Source organism: Gordonia sp. PDNC005 (assembly GCF_016919385.1).
Classification (GTDB): domain Bacteria; phylum Actinomycetota; class Actinomycetes; order Mycobacteriales; family Mycobacteriaceae; genus Gordonia.
Genome location: NZ_CP070351.1, coordinates 3768144 through 3787104, shown reverse-complemented (window position 1 = coordinate 3787104; position 18961 = coordinate 3768144). Strand labels below are relative to the sequence as shown.

General features: G+C 67.0%; 21 protein-coding genes. 8 read left to right on the top strand and 13 right to left on the bottom strand.

Annotation, left to right across the window (positions count from 1 at the left end; all coding sequences use genetic code 11):
- Window positions 1-60 precede the first annotated feature (60 nt).
- Window positions 61-507, top strand: coding sequence for a recombinase family protein (locus JVX90_RS18235; RefSeq protein WP_205330074.1), 447 nt, complete (start codon window positions 61-63; stop codon window positions 505-507).
- Window positions 508-531: 24 nt separating this feature from the next.
- Here the strand turns inward: JVX90_RS18235 and JVX90_RS18230 are convergent, their stop codons facing one another.
- The gene (locus JVX90_RS18230; protein ID WP_240193954.1) at window positions 532-1590 is read right to left on the bottom strand and encodes a DUF2804 family protein; all 1059 of its coding nucleotides are present in this window, start codon (window positions 1588-1590) and stop codon (window positions 532-534) included.
- 70 nt (window positions 1591-1660) lie between these two features.
- Between JVX90_RS18230 and JVX90_RS18225 the strand changes: the two genes are divergently transcribed.
- The gene (locus tag JVX90_RS18225) at window positions 1661-2851 is read left to right on the top strand and encodes an acyl-CoA dehydrogenase family protein (protein WP_205330072.1); all 1191 of its coding nucleotides are present in this window, start codon (window positions 1661-1663) and stop codon (window positions 2849-2851) included.
- A 27-nt stretch (window positions 2852-2878) separates the two neighbouring features.
- Here JVX90_RS18225 and JVX90_RS18220 read toward each other — a convergent pair whose 3' ends face one another.
- A complete protein-coding gene (locus JVX90_RS18220; protein WP_205330071.1) occupies window positions 2879-3211 on the bottom strand; it encodes a YnfA family protein in 333 nt (110 codons plus the stop codon).
- A gap of 84 nt (window positions 3212-3295) precedes the next feature.
- Here JVX90_RS18220 and JVX90_RS18215 point away from each other — a divergent pair, with 84 nt between their 5' ends.
- Complete coding sequence (locus JVX90_RS18215; RefSeq protein WP_205330070.1) at window positions 3296-3691, top strand: nuclear transport factor 2 family protein; 396 nt, start codon at window positions 3296-3298, stop codon at window positions 3689-3691.
- Here the strand turns inward: JVX90_RS18215 and JVX90_RS18210 are convergent.
- Entirely contained in the window at window positions 3678-4547 is an 870-nt protein-coding gene (locus tag JVX90_RS18210; RefSeq protein WP_205332490.1) for an alpha/beta fold hydrolase, read from the bottom strand. The two genes, JVX90_RS18215 and JVX90_RS18210, sit on opposite strands and share 14 nt — an antisense overlap.
- A gap of 76 nt (window positions 4548-4623) precedes the next feature.
- Between JVX90_RS18210 and JVX90_RS18205 the strand changes: the two genes are divergently transcribed.
- On the top strand, window positions 4624-5226 hold the full coding sequence (locus JVX90_RS18205; RefSeq protein ID WP_205330069.1) for a TetR/AcrR family transcriptional regulator: 603 nt from the start codon (window positions 4624-4626) through the stop codon (window positions 5224-5226).
- Here the strand turns inward: JVX90_RS18205 and JVX90_RS18200 are convergent.
- A complete protein-coding gene (locus tag JVX90_RS18200) occupies window positions 5199-6314 on the bottom strand; it encodes an MFS transporter (RefSeq protein WP_205330068.1) in 1116 nt (371 codons plus the stop codon). The two genes, JVX90_RS18205 and JVX90_RS18200, sit on opposite strands and share 28 nt — an antisense overlap.
- A gap of 4 nt (window positions 6315-6318) precedes the next feature.
- Window positions 6319-6540 (bottom strand): CDGSH iron-sulfur domain-containing protein, encoded by a 222-nt coding sequence (locus tag JVX90_RS18195; protein ID WP_205330067.1) that lies wholly within the window; start codon window positions 6538-6540, stop codon window positions 6319-6321.
- 85 nt (window positions 6541-6625) lie between these two features.
- Here JVX90_RS18195 and JVX90_RS18190 point away from each other — a divergent pair, with 85 nt between their 5' ends.
- Genes JVX90_RS18190 through JVX90_RS18180 form a run of 3 tightly spaced genes read left to right on the top strand, consistent with a single transcriptional unit; the run spans window position 6626 to window position 12644 of the window.
- A complete protein-coding gene (locus JVX90_RS18190) occupies window positions 6626-7618 on the top strand; it encodes an iron-containing redox enzyme family protein (protein WP_205330066.1) in 993 nt (330 codons plus the stop codon).
- Window positions 7573-8337, top strand: coding sequence for a methyltransferase (locus tag JVX90_RS18185; RefSeq protein ID WP_240193953.1), 765 nt, complete (start codon window positions 7573-7575; stop codon window positions 8335-8337). The genes JVX90_RS18190 and JVX90_RS18185 overlap by 46 nt, the downstream gene beginning before the upstream one ends.
- A complete protein-coding gene (locus JVX90_RS18180) occupies window positions 8334-12644 on the top strand; it encodes a non-ribosomal peptide synthetase (RefSeq protein WP_205330065.1) in 4311 nt (1436 codons plus the stop codon). The genes JVX90_RS18185 and JVX90_RS18180 overlap by 4 nt, the downstream gene beginning before the upstream one ends.
- Here the strand turns inward: JVX90_RS18180 and JVX90_RS18175 are convergent.
- On the bottom strand, window positions 12547-13224 hold the full coding sequence (locus tag JVX90_RS18175; protein ID WP_205330064.1) for an SDR family oxidoreductase: 678 nt from the start codon (window positions 13222-13224) through the stop codon (window positions 12547-12549). The genes JVX90_RS18180 and JVX90_RS18175 overlap by 98 nt on opposite strands.
- 1 nt (window position 13225) lies before the next feature.
- Window positions 13226-14923 (bottom strand): TPM domain-containing protein, encoded by a 1698-nt coding sequence (locus JVX90_RS18170; protein ID WP_205330063.1) that lies wholly within the window; start codon window positions 14921-14923, stop codon window positions 13226-13228.
- A gap of 58 nt (window positions 14924-14981) precedes the next feature.
- Here JVX90_RS18170 and JVX90_RS18165 point away from each other — a divergent pair, with 58 nt between their 5' ends.
- On the top strand, window positions 14982-16397 hold the full coding sequence (locus JVX90_RS18165; protein WP_205330062.1) for an NAD(P)/FAD-dependent oxidoreductase: 1416 nt from the start codon (window positions 14982-14984) through the stop codon (window positions 16395-16397).
- A gap of 4 nt (window positions 16398-16401) precedes the next feature.
- Here JVX90_RS18165 and JVX90_RS18160 read toward each other — a convergent pair whose 3' ends face one another.
- From JVX90_RS18160 to JVX90_RS18135, 6 genes are read right to left on the bottom strand one after another with little or no spacing between them, the layout of a single operon-like run.
- Window positions 16402-16962 (bottom strand): hypothetical protein, encoded by a 561-nt coding sequence (locus tag JVX90_RS18160; protein ID WP_205330061.1) that lies wholly within the window; start codon window positions 16960-16962, stop codon window positions 16402-16404.
- Window positions 16959-17537 (bottom strand): DUF6286 domain-containing protein, encoded by a 579-nt coding sequence (locus JVX90_RS18155; RefSeq protein ID WP_205330060.1) that lies wholly within the window; start codon window positions 17535-17537, stop codon window positions 16959-16961. Before JVX90_RS18155 ends, JVX90_RS18160 begins: the two co-directional genes overlap by 4 nt.
- The gene (locus tag JVX90_RS18150; protein WP_205330059.1) at window positions 17534-17995 is read right to left on the bottom strand and encodes an Asp23/Gls24 family envelope stress response protein; all 462 of its coding nucleotides are present in this window, start codon (window positions 17993-17995) and stop codon (window positions 17534-17536) included. Before JVX90_RS18150 ends, JVX90_RS18155 begins: the two co-directional genes overlap by 4 nt.
- Window positions 17988-18170: a DUF2273 domain-containing protein gene (locus JVX90_RS18145; RefSeq protein WP_008379423.1), complete on the bottom strand. Its 183-nt coding sequence runs from the start codon at window positions 18168-18170 to the stop codon at window positions 17988-17990. Before JVX90_RS18145 ends, JVX90_RS18150 begins: the two co-directional genes overlap by 8 nt.
- The gene (locus JVX90_RS18140) at window positions 18170-18457 is read right to left on the bottom strand and encodes a hypothetical protein (protein ID WP_205330058.1); all 288 of its coding nucleotides are present in this window, start codon (window positions 18455-18457) and stop codon (window positions 18170-18172) included. Before JVX90_RS18140 ends, JVX90_RS18145 begins: the two co-directional genes overlap by 1 nt.
- Window positions 18457-18957: an Asp23/Gls24 family envelope stress response protein gene (locus JVX90_RS18135; protein WP_205330057.1), complete on the bottom strand. Its 501-nt coding sequence runs from the start codon at window positions 18955-18957 to the stop codon at window positions 18457-18459. The genes JVX90_RS18140 and JVX90_RS18135 overlap by 1 nt, the downstream gene beginning before the upstream one ends.
- Window positions 18958-18961: the final 4 nt, after the last annotated feature.

Here is an 18961-nt window from a genome sequence, read left to right as displayed (position 1 = left end):
TCTTTTATTGACCGGATACGAATTGACTTGAGTCGTACATCGGCTGGACACTGTCTCTTCGTGGCGACGATGAACCTCACCCGATACGCGCAGACGCAGGGGATCTCGACGAAGACCGCGCAACGCTGGTTCAAGAACGGGACGTTGCCTCACCCTGCGCGGAAAGTGGGACGCCTGATCTTGGTCGACGTCTCGGACACGCCCGTTTCACAGGCGACGCGGCCCGGCCGGACGGCGCTCTATCTGAGCGATCCGCGCAGTGCGGGCGAGCTCAAGGAATGGGCCTTGTCCCGCGGAATGCGGGTCGACGAGACATGTCGAGAGGACGACTTGTCGTCCGTCCTCAGGCGGCTCCTCGCCGACCAGACCGTCACCCGCATCGTCACCGATTCACATCCCGCCGCCGACCTGCTGTCGGCAGCCTTGTCTGCACAAGGCCGCGAATTCATCACCGTCGCACCCCATACAACTTTCACGCCCCGGATCGCTTCCAGCGCCGGGGCGTAGTCGTACCCGGAGACTGACGGTGTGTCAGACGGTGATGCGTTTCTGCTCGCCGACGCCGTACATGCCGTCCACGGAGAGAGTGTTGTTCTCGCCGTGGATGACACCGGAGAACCAGCCGTACGGCGCGTAGTACTCGGCGAGCACTTTTCGCGGCCCTACGTGCATCGTCGATTTCACGACCGGGGTGAACGTCACGTCGACTGCGCCGTCGGCGTCACGAGCGCGCCACATCCCCCACGGCCCATCGGGCCGCTCGAAGGTCACCGGCGGAAGCCGGTCGAGAGTGTTCCCGACCCAGATCGCGTTCTCGTTGAACTCAGCGGGGTTCCGGATCTGGTTGTCGGTCAGGTTGAATCCTTCGACCCTGCCGTCGGTGCGACGCGCCGCGGTGATCCAGTCGTACTTCATCGGGCGCGGGTAGTCGCCGTGATGATCGTCGAGGATCAGGAAGCCGTGGTCATCGGCGAATCCGACCCGCTCGTCGCCGAGGACGAGTGAACCGGTCATCGGCATTATCACCTTGTGCGAATACAGGGCGTCGTTGTCGGCGAACGGATGAACGATCACGAGGTGAGCGGCCGACTCGGGTGAACAGTCCCCCGTCGTGTGCAGCGAGAGCGACGGGTTGTCGCCCCGTGCAGAGCGGGTCGCGTCGACAGTCAGGGTCCCGTCGGGAAGGTCGTTTCCGAGGGAGATCTTGAGTCCGTCGAAGTCGCCGTGCGAGGTGGTGCCGGACAGGCCGCGCGCCACCGACAGCATCGGTGACGGCAGCTTCGTCTCGAATCGGGTGATGATGTCCTTGCGCTTGTCGACCACCAGGACCTGCAGGAGGCCGAGGGCCTTCGCGTTGTAGACGGCGCCGAGCACGAACCAGTCGTCGTCACCGAGCTGGAACGCCTCCCACTCCTTGAGTCCGAGGTCGCGCACCGCGCGTCGAGGTCCGGCGAGCAGGCCGTCACCCGCTGCGTCGAGCGGATTGATCGTTGCGATCGGCCCGTCGTAGGTGCCGAAGTTGTATCGGCCGCCGGTCACGAGTTTGGCGGGCGGTGCAGTGCGGAGCGGGGGGTACACGCGGGAGGTCACGCTTCGACCGTAGCGGCCCGGCCCGTGAGAGCCTATCGACAAGTAACTTACTCGATAGTAAGGTTGCGGCATGGCTATCAACCTTGAGCTCCCGGAGAAGCTGAACTCCACGGTCGAGCGCGCCCGTCTCGCGGCCGAGCACATCTTCCGGCCCATATCCCGCAAGTACGACCAGGCCGAGCACGAGTACCCGGTGGAACTGGACGAACTCGGCAAGATCGCCAAACAGGCGCGCGGCGGGGACAAGGACTCCGACAAGGCCGCCGCGGCGAAGGAGGACACCGTCAACGGCGCCAATCTCCGCTCGGTGCTCAACGCACGCGAGCTGAGCTGGGGCGACGTCGGCCTGATGCTGTCGATCCCCTACCAGGGCCTCGGCAACGCGGCGATCGCCGCGGTGGCAAACGAGGAGCAGCTTGAACGCTTCGCCGACGTGTGGGCCGCCATGGCGATCACCGAGCCGGGCTTCGGCTCCGACTCTGCCGCAGTCTCGACAACCGCCGTTCTCGACGGCAACGAGTACGTCATCAACGGCGAGAAGATCTTCGTGACCGCCGGTTCGCGCGCCGACCACGTCGTGGTCTGGGCGACGCTCGACAAGAACGTCGGGCGCGCCGCCATCAAGAGCTTCGTTGTCCCGATGTCCACCGACGGCGTCACCGTCGCGCGCCTCGAGCACAAGCTCGGCATCCGCTCGTCCGACACCGCAGTCGTGCGTTTCGAGAACGCTCGGGTGTCGGCAGACAACCTTCTGGGAACCCCGGAGATCAACGTCAAGAAGGGTTTCGGCGGCGTCATGCAGACGTTCGACAACACCCGCCCGGTGGTCGCCGCTATGGCCGTCGGTCTTGGCCGCGCCGCACTCGAAGAGCTGCGCCGGATCATCGAGGAAGCCGGCCACGAGATCGACTACGACCGACCCGTCGCCGCCCAACATGCAGCCGTCGCCGAGTTCATCCGTCTCGAGTCCGACTGGGAGGCGTCGTGGATGCTGACTCTGCGCGCCGCGTGGATGGCCGACAACAAGCAGCCGAACTCGACTGAGGCGTCGATGTCGAAGGCGAAGGCCGGACGCACCGTCACCGATCTGACGAACAAGGCCGTCGAGATCGGCGCCACCGCGGGCTTCTCCGAGAAGGAGATGCTCGAGAAGTGGGCGCGCGACTCGAAGATCCTCGACATCTTCGAGGGAACTCAGCAGATCCAGCAGCTGATCATCGCCCGCCGCGTGCTGGGCAAGAGCAGCGCCGACCTGCGCTGATCGGGCCAGCTCGCGCGCCGCGGATGCCTAGGTGCTCCGCGGCGCGTACATGATCAGGGCCACGCCTGCGAGGCAGACGAGGGCGCCGATGACATCCCATCGATCCGGCCGGTAGCCGTCCGCGACCATTCCCCACGCGAGTGACCCCGCCACGAACACTCCGCCGTATGCAGCCAGGATGCGGCCGAACTCGGCATCGGGTTGCAGGGTGGCGACAAAACCGTAGGCGCCCAGCGCGATGACTCCGGCACCGATCCACAGCCATCCGCGATGTTCCCGTACTCCCTGCCAGACGAGCCATGCGCCGCCGATCTCGGCAACGGCGGCGAGGGCGAATAGGAGAAGCGAACGGATCACCATGGGCCAATCGTGCCAGGACACTTCAGCATGCACTCCTCCCCTGCTACGGTTCAACTAGAACATGTTTCAATTCAGGGAGTGAAAATGACCGCTGACCAGCAGGAACTCACGCTGTCGGAGAAGATCGCCGCGACCGTCCAGGCCTACATCGACGGCCTCAACGGCGGGTCCGCCGACGACATCGCCGACCTGTACGCCGCGGGCGCGACAGTAGAGGACCCGATCGGTGCGCCGATCCGAGGCACTCGCGAGGAACTGGTCGAGTTCTACGGGATCATCACGAACCTCGACAGTCGCGACGCCACACTCAAGTGGACCAAGATCGCCGGCGACACCGCAGTCTTCGAGTTCACTCTGGTGACGGGCACCGCCGGAATGAAGTTTGAGATAACCCCCGTCGACATCATGGTGTTCAACGACGAGGGCAAGATCGTCTCGATGCGTGCCGTCTGGGAGCAGTCGGACCTCAAGCAGCTCTGATCGGGAAGCGCTCGACGATCGCTCGAATCAGGTCGTCGGGAGCTTCTTCGGCAGTGAAGTGGCCTGCGTGCGCGATTCTCACCTCGGTGACGTCGTCGAAAGCCCTATGAATGCGTGGCAGACAGTCGTGTGCCGGAAACACCTTGTCTCGCATGCCCCATACCGCGACGACCGGACGGTCCCGCAGCGCTGACGCGACGTTGTGCTCCAGCGTTGAGAGCAGCGGGGCCGCGGCGGTGATCTCGGTCGGAATCACTGCCAGGGCGGGTCGAGCCGCCGGAGATGGCTGAGCGAGGCGATACTGATCGGCCTCCGCGGCGGTCAGCGGCGGCCCGAGTCGGCCCAGGAGTACCTGTTCGACGAGGAAGTTCCGCTCGACTATTCGACGACGCATCATCCGGGTGCCCATCACTGTGCTGAACAGGCGATTCGGAAGCCTGGTGATCGGCCAGAAACACGTGTTCGTCAGCACTAGTCCACGGACTCGGTCGGCACGTGGCACCGATGCGGCCAGTCCGATCGGCCCGCCCCAGTCGTGCCCGACGACGATGTAGTCGTCCACTCCGAGGTGGTCGAGCAGCTCGCCGAGCACAGACACGTGCTCGCGCACCGTGTACCCGAACGTGTCCGGTCGTTCCGAGAGGCCGAAGCCGAGAAGATCTGCGGCGATGCAGCGGTAGTCGTTCCGCAACGAGGTCATCACCTTGCGGAACATGAAACTCCAGGTCGGTGATCCGTGGCAGAACACGATCGTCGGGCCGCTCCCCTCGTCCACGTAGTGAACGCGCCCGACAGACGACGTGAACCAGCGGGATTCGAACGGATACAGATCTCGGTCGACGTGATCTTCGATCATCGGCATGGTTGACCCCCAGTTCGTCGCTACAGGTGTAGTGGCTATGAGTCCGACGCTACACCTGTAGTATCGGGTCGTGTCAACATCCGTTGAGCGGCCAGACCGCCGCACGACGATCGCCGACAGCGCGATCAGAATCATCGCGCGCGACGGAGTCCGTGCCCTGACACATCGAGCCGTCGACCGGGAGGCGGAGGTTCCGTCGGGGACCACGTCTTATCACGCGAAGACACGATCGGCACTGCTCGAGATCGTGATCGACACTCTCTCCGACCGCGCGGTCGCCGATGCCCACCACGTGACGATCAGCCTCGGAAGCGAGCTGGTGAGTCGTGATCGAGTGAGCGTCGCCGAGCTCACCGACACGCTCGTCGGGCTCGTCGACACGCTGGTGGCTCGCACGGAAGACATGCGAGCCCGATACGCATTGATCCTTGAGCTGGCCGACCGACCAGATCTGCGGGATCGGCTGACAGCACCGGGGGACGTTCATGAGATGACGACTCGCATCGCGGCAGCCGCCCTTGCGAAGGCGGGAGTGCCGTCGGACGTCGATCAGGTGGAGGCGCTCATCGGTCTCACCGATGCGCTGGTGCTGGCGCGGACGGTCATCGGCCCCGAACCCGATCGGACCGCCGCGATCATCGGGAATTATCTGCGCGGGCTCGGCGAGGCTTGAGCGGTCACCGCCCACAGGGCGGCGCAGGCGGCTAACACGCTGAGTGCAACCGGGGAGTGGACGGCAGCGATCAACGCCCCCACGGCGAGTCCGATCTGCTGTGCGACACCCAGCGCGGCAGCACGGTGCATCGGCCGGTTGTCGGAACCGGTCAGCACACCGTCGTTGACCAGCGGAAGAGCTACTCCGAGGCCGAGACCAAGCGGAACTGTCGCGGCGAGAATGGCGGCAGGTCGCTCGGGAACGAGACTGAGAAGTGCACACCCCATCGCGAGCAGGCCGATGCCTCCGCAGAGCAGGAATCGCGGCCCGAGCCGGTCGGCGAACCGCGACACCACCACCGCTCCGATCGCCGCCGCGCCGTTGAGCGGGAGGAAGCCGATTCCGGTCTCAGCCGGAGACCAGTCGTGATCCTGTTGCACGGCGAAGCTGACGGTGATGACCGAAGCGCTCAGCACGGCGTTCACGATGGACGTGGTCGACAGGGCGCGCCAGGGTGTCGACCCCGGTGCGCCGGGCTGAGACCGCCCGCCGTCGCTCGACTCGGACCCCACCGCGAGCCAGCCGGCGACGCAGCAGAGGGCTGCGGCACAAACTGCCCAGAAGCACAGGCGCCACGACACGGTCGCCAGTGGCGCCGCCACCAGCAGCGCGGCGACTGCGCCCGCACCGGAGACCACGGAGAACAGGGCGAAGTCACGGGTCCGAGTCGGCGAGTCGACAGTCACGACATGCAGTGATGCCAGCACGCAGGTCATGACAACAGCGGCTGCCGCGCCTTGGGCAGCTCGGGCGCTCACCAGTGCGAATACTGACGGCGCGAGGGCTCCGGCCGCAGCACTCACGGCGAACACGCAGGTGGCGGGCGCCACCGCACGCCGTGGGTCGACACGTCCGAAGAGCAGAACGGCCGCGGGCAGGGTTCCGACGAAGGCGGCCGCGAACGGGGTGACGAGAAGATGACGGACCTGGTCGCCGAGTCCGAACTCGGCGGCCACCGACGGTCCGAGGAGGGCGATGGACGTCTCGTCGACGACGACCGTGAACGCTGTCGCCGCAAGCACAAGAACGGCGACCGGAAAGCGCATGCCGCTATTGTTTCGGTCGTCCACTCTTGTGCGAACCGTCGCACATCGGAGCAATGGTCGACCGGCCGCAGCGGCAGAACGCGACCGTCTGTCGGCGTGGCGAGAACGCGCTACCATCGGCATTGACGACTGAAATGGGACCGCGAACGAGAAGAGGGCCGCCAGGGCATGGGAATACGGTCACTTCTCCGGGCGCAGAATCGCCGGACTTATCGTGAAGAGCCATTATTCCAATCCCACGGGAGCAGCAATCGATGATTGATTCGAGTGTACTCACGGACCCAGAGCAGCGTCCGTCGGAAGCGCTGAGAATGCCAGTCCCGTCGGCACGCGGAAAGATCACTGAGGCTTTGCTCGCGGACCTGACGGATCCCCGTGGCTCCTCTCGCCGGGTAGCGTCGACCGGTGTTGACCACGTCGTCGACGTATTTGCGGACGACGATGCGCAGCTTGCACTCACGTTGCTGTACGAACTGCACCTCCGCGGGATCGACCGTGTCGACGATGAGCTCGGATGGGACCCTGACCTGCTCCGTCTTCGGTCAGACCTCGAGGCCCTCCACATGGCAGCACTCGACGAATCGGTCGGATGCGTCGTCGATCCGGTCGACGTGGTCGACGAGCTCTTCCGGATCGGCGGATCCGACGACGGGCCGCCGCTCGCCAGATTCATGGCGACCAAGGGCACCGTCGAGCAGTTTCGGGAGATCGTGATCCACCGCTCGCTCAATCAACTCCGCGAAGCGGACCTTCACACCCATGCGATTCCGCGGATCGCGGGTCCGGCGAAGGCCGCGCTCGTGGAAGTGCAATCGGACGAATACGGTGGCGGTCGACTTGATTTCATGCATTCTGAACTGTTTGCCAACTTAATGCGAAAGCTTGATCTCAGTGATTCCTATGCGCACTACATAGACCGTGTTCCGGCAGCCACATTGGCCGCGTTGAACACGTTGTCGTATTTCGGAATGCACCGGAGTCGAGTCAATGAACTCGTGGGACATCTCTGCCTCATCGAGATGTCCTCATCGCTCCCCAGTCGGGATTACAGCAGGGCCCTGCACCGGCTCGGCGTGGACGAATCGGCGCGAATCTTCTACGACGAGCACGTGGAGGCCGACGCGGTCCACGAGCAGCTGATCGTCCGTCGAGTCGCCGGGGAGCTCGGCGTGACGCCCGCTGACCGCATTGGACTCGTGCGCGGTGCGCGCGCGTGCATGGTCGTCGAGAATCTGCTCAGCGAGCAGATCTGGGACGCGTGGGAGGCCGGACGATCGTCACTTCTCCCCGCGGTCACGAGATGATCGTCGACTGGGCCGTCGGTGAAGAGATGACGAGCCGGATTCTCGCGGAACTCCCCTACTCGCGCCCCGACGTCATCGACCGTCCCGGGGTGTACCCTCCGTCGGTGGACTCCGCACTGCTGAGTCGCGCAGTCGTCGGTGAACTCAAGGGTGCGCCGCCGAACCAGTCGGTGGTTGAACTGTGCGCCGGCAGCGGTATTGCGTCGATCTATGCGGCCCTCACCGGTGCTGTCGTCTGCGCGGTCGACGATCGCGCAGAAGCAGTACGCGCCGTCGCGGCGAACGCGGCCGCCAACGGCGTCGACGTCGTAGCGGTGCAGGCTGACGTGCGGGTGTGGATGCCCGTGCAGCCTGTCGACCTGCTCGTCGCCAACCCGCCGTATGTGCCCGCTCCACACGACACGCTCGACGGTCACGCGTGGGACGCGGGTCCGGACGGCCGTGCGGTGCTCAACGTGATCGTCGACCGTGCCCCGGAGATCCTCAGCGCCGAAGGTGTACTCCTCCTGGTCTTCTCCGACATCGCAGGCGTGGCGGAAGTCGTCGATCGTCTGGCGACGAACGGACTCGCCGGATCGGTCGTCGACGAGGCGCGCCTGCAGTTCGGCCCCGTGACGAGCGAACGGGCGGGTTGGCTCGCCGAGAGGGGACTCATCGAGCCCGGCCAGACCGAGGAGCGGGTTGTTGTAGTGCGAGCCGTCCGTGCCGCGGCCGTATGACTGACTTTCCGCTGAATCGCGCCCAGAGGGCGCTGTGGTTCGCCCAGCAGATGGTCGGCGACAGTGTCCCGATCGTTGTTGCGCAATGCTTGGACATCGAGGGGTCGCTCGACGCAGGCGCCCTCGCGGCATGTGTGGACGAGGTGTGCGCGGACCTCGGAATGTCCACCACTCGACTCAGGGTGGACGGCCAGCCCATGCTGACAAGCGAAGTGCACAGCCGCCCTCGCCTGACAGAGACCGTTTCGATGATCCACGAGGTCGATCCGGAACGAGCGGCCGTCGAATGGATGGCCGCCGCGACGCGGGAGCCGGTCGACATGGCGGGTCCCCTGCTGCGGTGTGTGCTCCTCGAGATCGGTCCGTCGAGATGGACGTTTTATGCCCGCGCTCACCACATCCTCCTCGACGGTTATGCGGCCGGCCTGATGATGCGCCACGTCGCGCATCGGTACCGAACACGAGTCGGCTCGGCAGCCGACAGCGGTGCGCCCTCGTCGCCCCGCGGTCCCGATGCGATCCTCGACCACGAGGAGACCTATCTCGTGTCGAACCGTCGTCGCCGCGACAGGGACCACTGGCGCGAAGTGATGGCTGCGGCGCCAGATCCGCTCCGATTCGCACCACGCTCTGTAGGCCCGTCGTCTGCCTCGCATGTCGTCGGAGTCGATCTGGACGTCTCGTCTGCATCCGACCTCGGCCGAACTGCCGTACGAGCAGGTGTGCCGACAGTCGCGGTCCTGGTCGCGGGCTGCGCGGTGGGCCTGTCCCGGATCTCCGATCGCTCGTCGATCCCGCTCACGCTGGTCACATCCGGGCGCACGACGGCGGCCGTCCGCGCCGCCGCCGGGACGATGTCCAACCTGCTGCCGATCCTCATCGAACAGGTAGACGCCGTGTCGGTCGACGCTCTTCTGCGCACCGTGGCGGCGACGCTGTCCGAAGCGCTCCGCCACCAGTGCTTCCGCTTCGAGGAGATCGTCGACGATCGCGGGCGTCAGCGCCTCGGACCGGTGGTGAATCTGGTGCCGTCTATCCCGGATGTCGGCCTCGGGGACGGGGTGCGGGCCGGGCTGAGGGTGCTCACGACTGGACCAGTCGACGACGTGAACATCAACGTGTACCCCGGAGGCGCCGACACCCTCCGGATCGAGATCGAGGTGAACGCCGAGGCCCACGACGTCGCCTTTGCCGAAGCGCTTCTCGATGGTGTCGTCGGCGGAGTCCGGGCGCTGAGCACTGCCGAACATGACACCCCGACAGTCGGTCTGGACGTCCTCGATCCGACCCCGGCGCTCGTGGGTGAGCCGTCGGACCGAATGCGCACTCTCGCTGACGAGTACCTCCGGCGCCGGAGACCCGACCGGGTGGCTGTGGTCGACGCCGACGGTCGCGAACACACGTACTCCGCCGTCGCAGAGCAGGCCGCCCGCGTCGCGCAGACCCTGCGTGAGCGTGCACGACCCGGTGACGTCGTCGCCGTCGTATGTGAGAGATCAGTTCACAGCGTTGTCGCCGCTTGGGCGGTCGCGGCGGCCGGAATGTGCGTGTTGCCGATCGATCCCTCGCTGCCGGAGAAGCGTCGGCTGACCATGCTCGGCGACGCGCGGCCGGCGCTGGTGCTCGGCCTCGGTCCGGGCGCCGACATCAACCTCGCCGACATCAACCTCGCCGACATCAATGTGGCCGACCGTCGGACATCCGGGGAGAGCACTCCCCCTGAAGTCCGGCACAACACCGCCGCATACCTCCTGTACACGTCCGGCAGTACGGGGACCCCGAAAGGGATCGTGGTGACGCACAGCGGAATCGGTGCACTGGTGGACGAGATGGATGATCACTACGGTCTGGACGACACCAGTGTTGTCGCTCATCTCGCGTCGCCGGGCTTCGACACGGCGATCGTCGAGATGCTCGCGGCGGCCCACGCCGGTGCAGCGCTGGTGATCATCCCTCCCGAGGTGCGCGGTGGAGCAGACCTCGAATCATTGCTGGAGAGCCGCGGAGTGACTCACCTGTTCGTCACGCCCGCGGTACTCGCGACGCTCCCGGCTGAGGGTCTCCCGAACCTCACGCACCTGATAGTCGGCGGAGACGTGTGTCCGGCGCCGTTGATACGACGATGGGCGCGGACCAGGACCGTCCGCTGCGCGTACGGACCCACCGAGACCACGTGCAGTGTGACTCTGACCGAGCCGATCGACCCCGACGGCGTCGAGCCGCTGATCGCTCTCGGCAGGCCGATGCGAGGGGTGCGGATCCATGTCCTCGACCGGCGACTTCGCCCGGTCCCGCGCGGCGGTGAGGGTGAGTTGTACGTAGTGGGTCCCAGCCTCGCCAGCGGCGTCGTCGGACTGGCGGGCCGCACGGCGGACCGTTTCGTCGCATCGCTGGACGGTGACGGCGGACGGATGTACCGGACAGGCGATCGTGTGCGGCGCGGTGTCGACGATCGATTGTGGTTCCTCGGCCGCGGCGACGGTCAGGTCAAGATCCACGGGGTACGCGTCGAGCCCGCGGAGACCGATCGTGCTGTGGTGGCGACCGGTCTCGTGACGGGGAGCGTGACCGTCGCCCATAGAACCGATTCAGGGGCCTGGCTGCACACGTACGTGGTCCCCGCTGCGGGTGTCGACACGGCAGACCTGACCCGACGCGTGCGGGCGAGCGTGCGTGACCTGGCCGGTTCACCACACACCCCGGCCGGAGTGACGTTGCTCGACGAACTCCCGCTGACGGTGAACAACAAGATCGACACGTCTGCGCTGCCGCCGCCGGTGGTCGGCGAGCGGCGGCGGTTCCGTGCGCCCTCGACAGAGGTGGAGAAGGCAGTGGTCGACGCTTTCGAACGGGCACTCGGCACCGACCGGCTGGGGATCGACGACGACTTCTTCGACCTCGCCGGGGACTCCCTGTCGGCGACAGCGGTGGCAGCCGACATCAACGGGCGACTCGGCGTGCGGATCGGCGTGCGCGACGTCTTCGCTTCCGGCACGCCCCTGCGAATCGCGGAACGCATCGAGTCGATTGCTCATGACCGGTCCCAACCCGCCCCTCGCGACGACGGGCCCGTGCCGATCTCTCCGGCGCAGCGCACGGTGTTCGGGGGCCGGCGCCGGCTCGATCACCTCATCGCCTTCGAAATCACTGTTCCGGGGGTGATCTCGGCGGCCGATGCACGAGGGCTCGTCGGTTCGCTGGTGGACGCACATCCGATGCTCCGCAGCAGGTTCGCCGACGACGCGACGTTCACGATCGACTCGACCGCGGATCCGGATCGGTGGCGAATCGATTCGCTCGCCGATCCGTCTCACATGCGCCGACGCCTGCACGAGCCGATCGACGTGGCCTCTGGCTACCCGATCCGCGCGGTGATCGCCCCGCGTGGGGCCACCACGCAGGTCGGATTCGCCTTTCATCACCTCGCGGTGGACGGCGAATCCCTGCGGCTTCTGGCGGGGAGCCTGACCGAGCCGCCTCGTACACGAGGCGTGGACTACCGGGACTATGCGCGCCTCGCGACCGCCCGGGCCGACATGAACCGGGACGCCGACATCGCCCACTTCGCGCCGGCAGCGTCGATCGTCGTCGACCTCGCCACCGTGTCGCGGCGAGCATCCGTCTGGGACAACCGTGGAGCACGGGTGTCGCACCCGATCGCGCCAGGTCAGTGGGCTGCTGTCGGTGACGCCGCTCGAGAGCACCGCGTGACCGAGCTGACCGTCCTCCGTGCGGCGCTCGCGGCGCTCGTGAGTGCGCGGAGCGGCGCGAGCGCAGTCCCGGTCGGCGCCCTGATCTCGGGACGCGACGACACCCGGTGGGACGGGGTGGTCGGCATGTTCGTGAACACCGTCAGCGTCCTGTGCCGGATGGAGGTGTCCTGGCCCGCCACCGTCGAGGCGGTACGGCAGGCAGAGAATGAGGCATTTGCACACTCGGCGACCGCATTCAGCGACGTGGTCGACGCACTGGGGCCGTCGTCGACCGATCGGCACCCGTTGTTTCAGGTGATGCTGACCATGGATCGCGATCCGGACTTTCCCGGAGTCCACGTGACGCCGTACCCCGTTGACATCGCACGATGCGATCTGCACGTGTCGATCGTCGCGCCGGCCAGGGGTGCGGCCGGGCGGGTGGAGATACTGTACGCATCCGCCCTGTTCGACGAGGGATACGTCGAGCGCCTGGCGGCGGATCTGGTGGGATCGTTCAGCGACCTGTCGGGCGCAGGACCACGTCCGTGGGGTGAGCGTCCGGCGGTGTCGAGATCGCGTGGGCCACTGCCGCGGCGACGGTCTCCGGCTTGAGGAACTTCGAAGGGTTGTACTCGGCGCCCTCGATGGCGACGATGTCTCGCTGCATGTCGGTGTCGATGCGGCCCGGGAAGACCGACGTGACTCGCAGCGACGGCTCCTCCAGTCGGAGACCATCCGCGAGCGCCCGCAGCCCGAACTTGCTGGCCGCGTACGGCGTCCACCCCGGATTGACCCGCATGCCGGCACCCGAGTTGAGGAACACGACGTGCCCTCCGGCGGCGCGCAGCGCGGGCAACAGCAGTCGTGTCAGTTCGGCTGCGGCGATGAGATTCACCTCAAGCAGATAGCGCCACTCGTCGGCCGGTGTGTCGGCGACGGACTCCAGACTGCTCGCGACCCCGGCACTGTGTACGAGGACGTCGAGTGCGGTGATGGCCTCGGTCGCTGCTTCCAGTGACTCGTGATCGGTGAGGTCGACGGGAAACGTCGCGGCACCGTCGAGTTCCATTGCGAGACTGTCGAGTTCGGTGCTCCCGCGGCCGCCGAGCAGGAGATCGTGAGTGGGTGCGAGCGCGTGTGCGATCTGAGCGCCCACACCGCGGCTGGCGCCGGTGATCAATGCTGTGGGCATGTCAGATCCGGCCGCCGACACCGATGCGCCCGGAACTCGACGAGCCGCCGTACGACGCCGGGCTTCGGCCATCGTGGCTGTAGCCGCCGTCGTGGACGTCGTAACTGAGCACCGTGTCGACGAGGATGCCGGTCAACACCGGGGCCAGGTCGCCGTACGAGTCGTCGGACGGCACACTCTGCGAATCGAACCAATCGGCGACGTCGGCCTGGGCCGTGGTCAGCGCCTGATCGGCGAGCGCGGAGGCCCTAGCCGCAGCCTCCGTCGACGTTGCGGGATCGGATTCGGCGAGGTCTGCGGCAGTATCCGCGAGACGACGGGCCTCGGACAGCCGTGTCCGGGCGATGGATCCGACCACACCACGACGAGTCTCGACGTAGTCGGACGCGGCCTGTACGCGGTCGATCACCGCGGGCAGGTCGACGTCGTCGGCGCTGCTCGGATCGGCGCCGTCAACGGCGTCGAGCAGCTTCGCCGCCTGATCCAGGGCACCTTCGGCCGAGCGGATCGAACCCACGACGGAGCCGCGTCCGGAGAGGCCGGCGGCGGAGGCCTCCCGGCCTTGCTCAAGAACGTCCTCCGCGAACTGCAGATGCTCGGCGGCGAGCGCGACGTTCTCGGTGATCGAGGCGACGTCGGCGCCGTGTTCGGACGTCAGTTCGTCGAGCCGGGACTGTGTCCGGGGGAGTCGTGCGGTGATCTCGGCGACCCGCGCGGCGAGGGCGTCGAAGCGAGCGGCCGGATCGGTGAGCAGGTCGCGCAGAGCGTCGAATCCGGCGACCTGGCGGTCGAGTGAGGCATCGGCGTCGGAGCACGTGGTGATGATTCGCACCAGGAGTGCGCGCTGCTCCTCGGGGTCGGGAACGAGCCCGTCGTCGATTCGCTGCCGGAGGGTGAACGCGTCGGCGAGCGCTGCGCGAGCGTCGAGCACTGCGTCGGTGAAAGGCTGCGCCACATCGGATCCGAGTTCGTCGACGGCCAGTGAGAGTTCGTCGGCGCTTGTTGCAATCGCCCGGTCGGTGCCGGTCAGGACCTCGCGGGACCACGGGTCGAGTTCGCTGAGCGGCTGGCGCCCGAGTTCGTCGGCCGTGAAGGCCTCTTCTTCAGGCTCGCCGGCACGTCGTTTCCGGACATACAGCCCCACTCCGACGAGTGCGAGGGCGCCGACGATGACAACTGTCGTGATCAGGCCGACTCGAGATGCCGAGTCGTCGTCAGCTGCGGACCCGAGGGCCGATCCGACGGCCAGTGCGGCGTCGGCGAATCGCCCTTCCTTCACCGCCGGATCCAGGTCGTCAGCGGTGATCGTCGCGATCTCGGAGTCCGTGAGCCCGTCCACCTCGAACGGAGCCTGCAGGTAGGCGGTGCGGTCGTCGGTCGCGATCGCGAGGATCACGTCGCGAGTTCCGAAATCGCTCTGCGCGACAGTCTGCGACGTCCACTCCTCGGGTGACAGTCCGTCGAAGTTCTTCACGTAGACCACCCAGTAGGCGATCTCCTGATCGTCGGCGAGCTTGGTGACCGACTGCTGAATCTCTGCGCTCTGGGCGGCGTTCAACGCATTCGCGGGGTCGACGACTTGAGCCGGAAGGTGCAGGGGTGGCTGCGCGTGGGCCGATCCGGCGGTCAGCGAACCGAGGAACAGAGCGACGGGCACGGACGCGAGGGCCAGCAACCGTCGGGCAGAGGCGGACGACATGGCACCAATCTATCGTCTGGGTGACACTCGAGGTGGGTGTCTGTGAGAGGAGTGAATAGTGCGTGACGTGTTCGATGCCGTCGTCGTGGGTTCGGGGCCGAACGGTCTGACCGCCGCCGCGACTCTCGCTGTCGCGGGCCGTCGCGTGCTGGTTCTCGAAGCCGCCGAGACGATCGGGGGAGGTGCGCGCACCGATGAGGCGTTCGGCGCCGGAATCCGCCGCGATGTGTGCTCGGCGGTGCACCCGACGGGATTCGTCTCCCCGGCCTTCGCAGATCTCGCTCTCACCGCTCACGGCCTGCGGTGGTCCGTGCCGAACGTCTCGATCGCGCATGTCGCGGCCGACGACGTGATCGCCGTGCGACGTGGAAAGCGTTCCGTCGCAGAGGAATTCGGCGTGGATTCGAAGCGGTGGGAGCGGCTTGTCACACCATCGGCCCAGCCCGCTGCGCTCGCCGACGACATACTCGCCATGCCCGCGATGCCACGCAGGCCCCTCGACATGGCCAGGTTTTCGCCCGCCGCGCTGGCACCGGTCGACGTGCTTGCGAAAGCGTTCCGCACGGACCGCGCCGCCACCGTGTTCGCGGCCATCGCCGCTCACGCGATTCGGCCGTTGTCCACGCTCGGTTCGTCGGCGGCCGGACTGCTCCTGGGCATGCTGACCGAGACCGGCTGGCCGGTCGCCGAGGGCGGCTCGCAGGCGATCGCCGACGCGTTGGCCGCCGTCGTCCTCGCACACGGGGGACGGATCGAGACCGGAGTCGAGGTGACGGAGCGGGCGCAGCTGCCGACGGGGGCGGACCTTTTCTTCGACACATCACCCGCGGTTGTTCAGCGGGTGCTGGGTGACGCGGTGCCGCGGCGCTACGCGCGGGCGCTGCGCCGGATCGACTACGGGCCGGGCGTCTGCAAGGTCGACTTCCTGCTCTCGGATCCCATCCCATGGACCCATCGCCCTGACGTCATGGCGGGTACCGCGACCTTCCACCTCGCCGACGACCTCGCTCACGTTCGCACGACGGAGGCCGACGTCGCCGCGGGTCGAGTTCCGCAGCGGCCGTGGGTGCTCGGCGGTGAGCCGACCCGAGTGGACCCGACCCGGGCTCCGGCGGGCACGCACCTGGCCTGGGCGTACTGCCACGTGCCCGCCGGGTGCGAGGTCGACATGTCGGCGGCCATCACCGCGGCGATCGAACTCCGCGCGCCGGGCTTCAGCGACATCGTCGACGGAACGATCGTGACGACGGCCGCCGACTTCGCCGCCCACAACAGCAACTACATCGCCGGTGACATCAACTGCGGGGCGGCGAGCCTGCGACAACTCCTCGTGCGTCCGATCCTGTCGACGACTCCCCAGTTCACCGGCCTGCCCGGCGTCTATCTGTGCTCGTCGGCGACGGCCCCGGGCGGGGGAGTCCACGGCATGTCGGGGCGTCGCGCGGCTCTTCACGCGCTGCACGCGCGACGCTGACAGCTCAGTGCTTCGGAGAGCGCTCGAGATGGATGAACGCCTGCACGTGCACGTCCGATCCGACCAGAGCGTCCGCGATCTGGCTGGTCGCACGGCCGACACGTTCGACGATGTCGGCGTAGCTCCGATCAGGTCGCGCTGTCACCTCCACCCGGATGATCTTCCGTGACCGGTCGTCCAGCGCACGAGCCGACACCTTCTGGAACATCGTGTCACCCGCGAGATCGTCGGCGACAGCGGACGCGATGAGTTTGGGCGCGATCACGAGCTCGCCGCTCGGGTCGGATCCGTCGAGTTCAAGATCGTCGACCGCTCTGGGTCGGATGGTGGACCCGATGAGGACAAGGCCCCAGATGAGGGAGACCACAGCAACACCCGCGAGCACGGCCGTCCACCATCCGCTGCCGGCGAGACGATCGATCGATGACGGGTCGAAGCGGTCCACCCAGTCGGAGACGGGCCGCAGGCCGAACCGATGCGCGAGGGCCGCTCCACCCACGGCGATCAGAGCCAAGCCCAGCAATGCGGTGGACAGGCGGTGCAATGACGCCGGTGCGCGGTTCATCGGCGACCTCCACGTGGGTGAACGAATCGGACCTTAACTCGAGGCGACGACTCGAGCTCGCCGACGACTCCTTCGACTGCCGCTTGAACAGCGGATCGATCCACGTCGTCGCGGCAGTGCACAGTGCATTTCACGCGCCGTCGAGTCACGATTGTCGTCGCGTGATCGACGGCGGCCACGTCGTCGGCCGCCGCGCTGCAGCGACGTGCGACGTCGATGCGCCGCGTCCACATCACGTCGTGGCCTGCGAGTCGAAGGTGCGTGGGCTTACGCGGCTTTGCGGCTAGCACGAGCAGTACGACACCGACAAAGACCAGAGCGATCACCGTCGGCCACGCCCATGCTTCCCATGACGCTTCCGACGACCGTTCTGCGAGGTCGCCGAGCCACGGGCTGCCCTCCGCCCAGCCGGCCTTGACAACCAGATCGCGGATCGCGACGCCGCACAGGGTCAACAAGGCCGCACCGAGCACAGCCCCGAACACCGCGGCCCCGGGGAGGCCGGACGGTGTGAACACCCGACGGTCCGAGATGTCGGCGGACCCCGACGGGTCCGCCGTTCGTGTGCGTGTCATGAGCTCTCCTCCTCCAATCGATGTGATTCGGCACGGCTGTCGGCATCGGTCAGTGCGGGAAGGTCGATGTACCCGTTCTTCCGGCGCGCGACCTCACCGCGTGGGACGAGGTGACGCACCGTGACATCGACCCGCACCGGCCGGTCGCCGGTGTACTCCTCGAGCTCGTCCGCCACCCGACTGCGGATCTCGTGGGTCAGGCGCGTGACCTCGGACGGCCAGGTGAGTGCGACCGTCAATGAGAGCCGACGTGCGCTTCCCATCGAGTCGACGGTCGCCCTCGGCAGGTCTGCCCCGATGCCGAGGCGATCTCCGGCCGCGCCGAGCAGTGAGCCGACGGTGTCCTGGTGCCGGACCACCCCGTCGACGTTCAGCGCCGCGCGTGTCGCGATCTTCTCGACGACTCTGTCGGCGATGACCAGAGCGCCGGGTGGATCCGCCAGCGGCCGGTCAGCCACGGCCCCTGCTCCGCACCACAGCGCCCAGGTCGATCACTCCGTCGCGGTGCAGGCCGACGACGGTGCCGATCGCGCCGAGCACGAGTGCGACGATCAGACCCCAGAAACCGCCCGTCGTCGCCGCAATAGCCAGCAGCAGGCCCGCGAACAGGCCGATGACCGCATTGTTCTTCATCATCCCGCCTTCCGATCAGATTCGACGTCTTCGACGACTACGGCGAACTCCTTGCCGGTGATCTCCTCGGCCGCCTCTCGTGCCGCAGTCGCGACCGTTTGCAGGTCGTACGCGAGATCGACCACCAGGTGGACCTCTCCGTCATCGTCGCGGATCGCGATTCCCGGAACACGCCGTCCCGGGAGATACGTGGCGACCTCACCGAACAGGCCGCTGTGCAGGTCGACTACGCCGGGTATGGCGAGCACGGCCTCGGCGATCCGTTCGGCAGTGGACTCGTCACTCATCACTCGACCCTCCGTGACGATCCGGACGGCTCCACCTCGTCACCGAAGTTCACGTCGTGGACGGTCACGTTGACCTCGGTGACCTCGAGTCCCGTCATCTGCTCGATCGCGCTGATGACGTTGCGGCGAATGGCTGCTGCGAGTTGATGGATGGCGACTCCGTATTCGGCGACGATCGACACGTCGACGGCGGCTTGGCGCTCACCGACCTCCACATCGATGCCCTGGGTGGCGCTGACGCCGGTGCCGGGCAGAACCTCGCGGACCTTGCCGACCACACGCTCGGTGGTGCCGCCGACGTCGTAGACGCCGTCGATCTCGCGCGCTGCGATGCCCGCGATCTTCGCCACGACGATGTCGGCGATCGACGTCCGGCCACGGTCGCCTGCGGTGTCACGCCGTGCGATCTCGCGGCCCGCAGAGGACTTCTGCTCTGTCTTCACGGCGGCGTCCGTCTTGTTCTCGGCTGCAGCTGCGGTGGTGGTTGCGTTCTCTGACACGCGA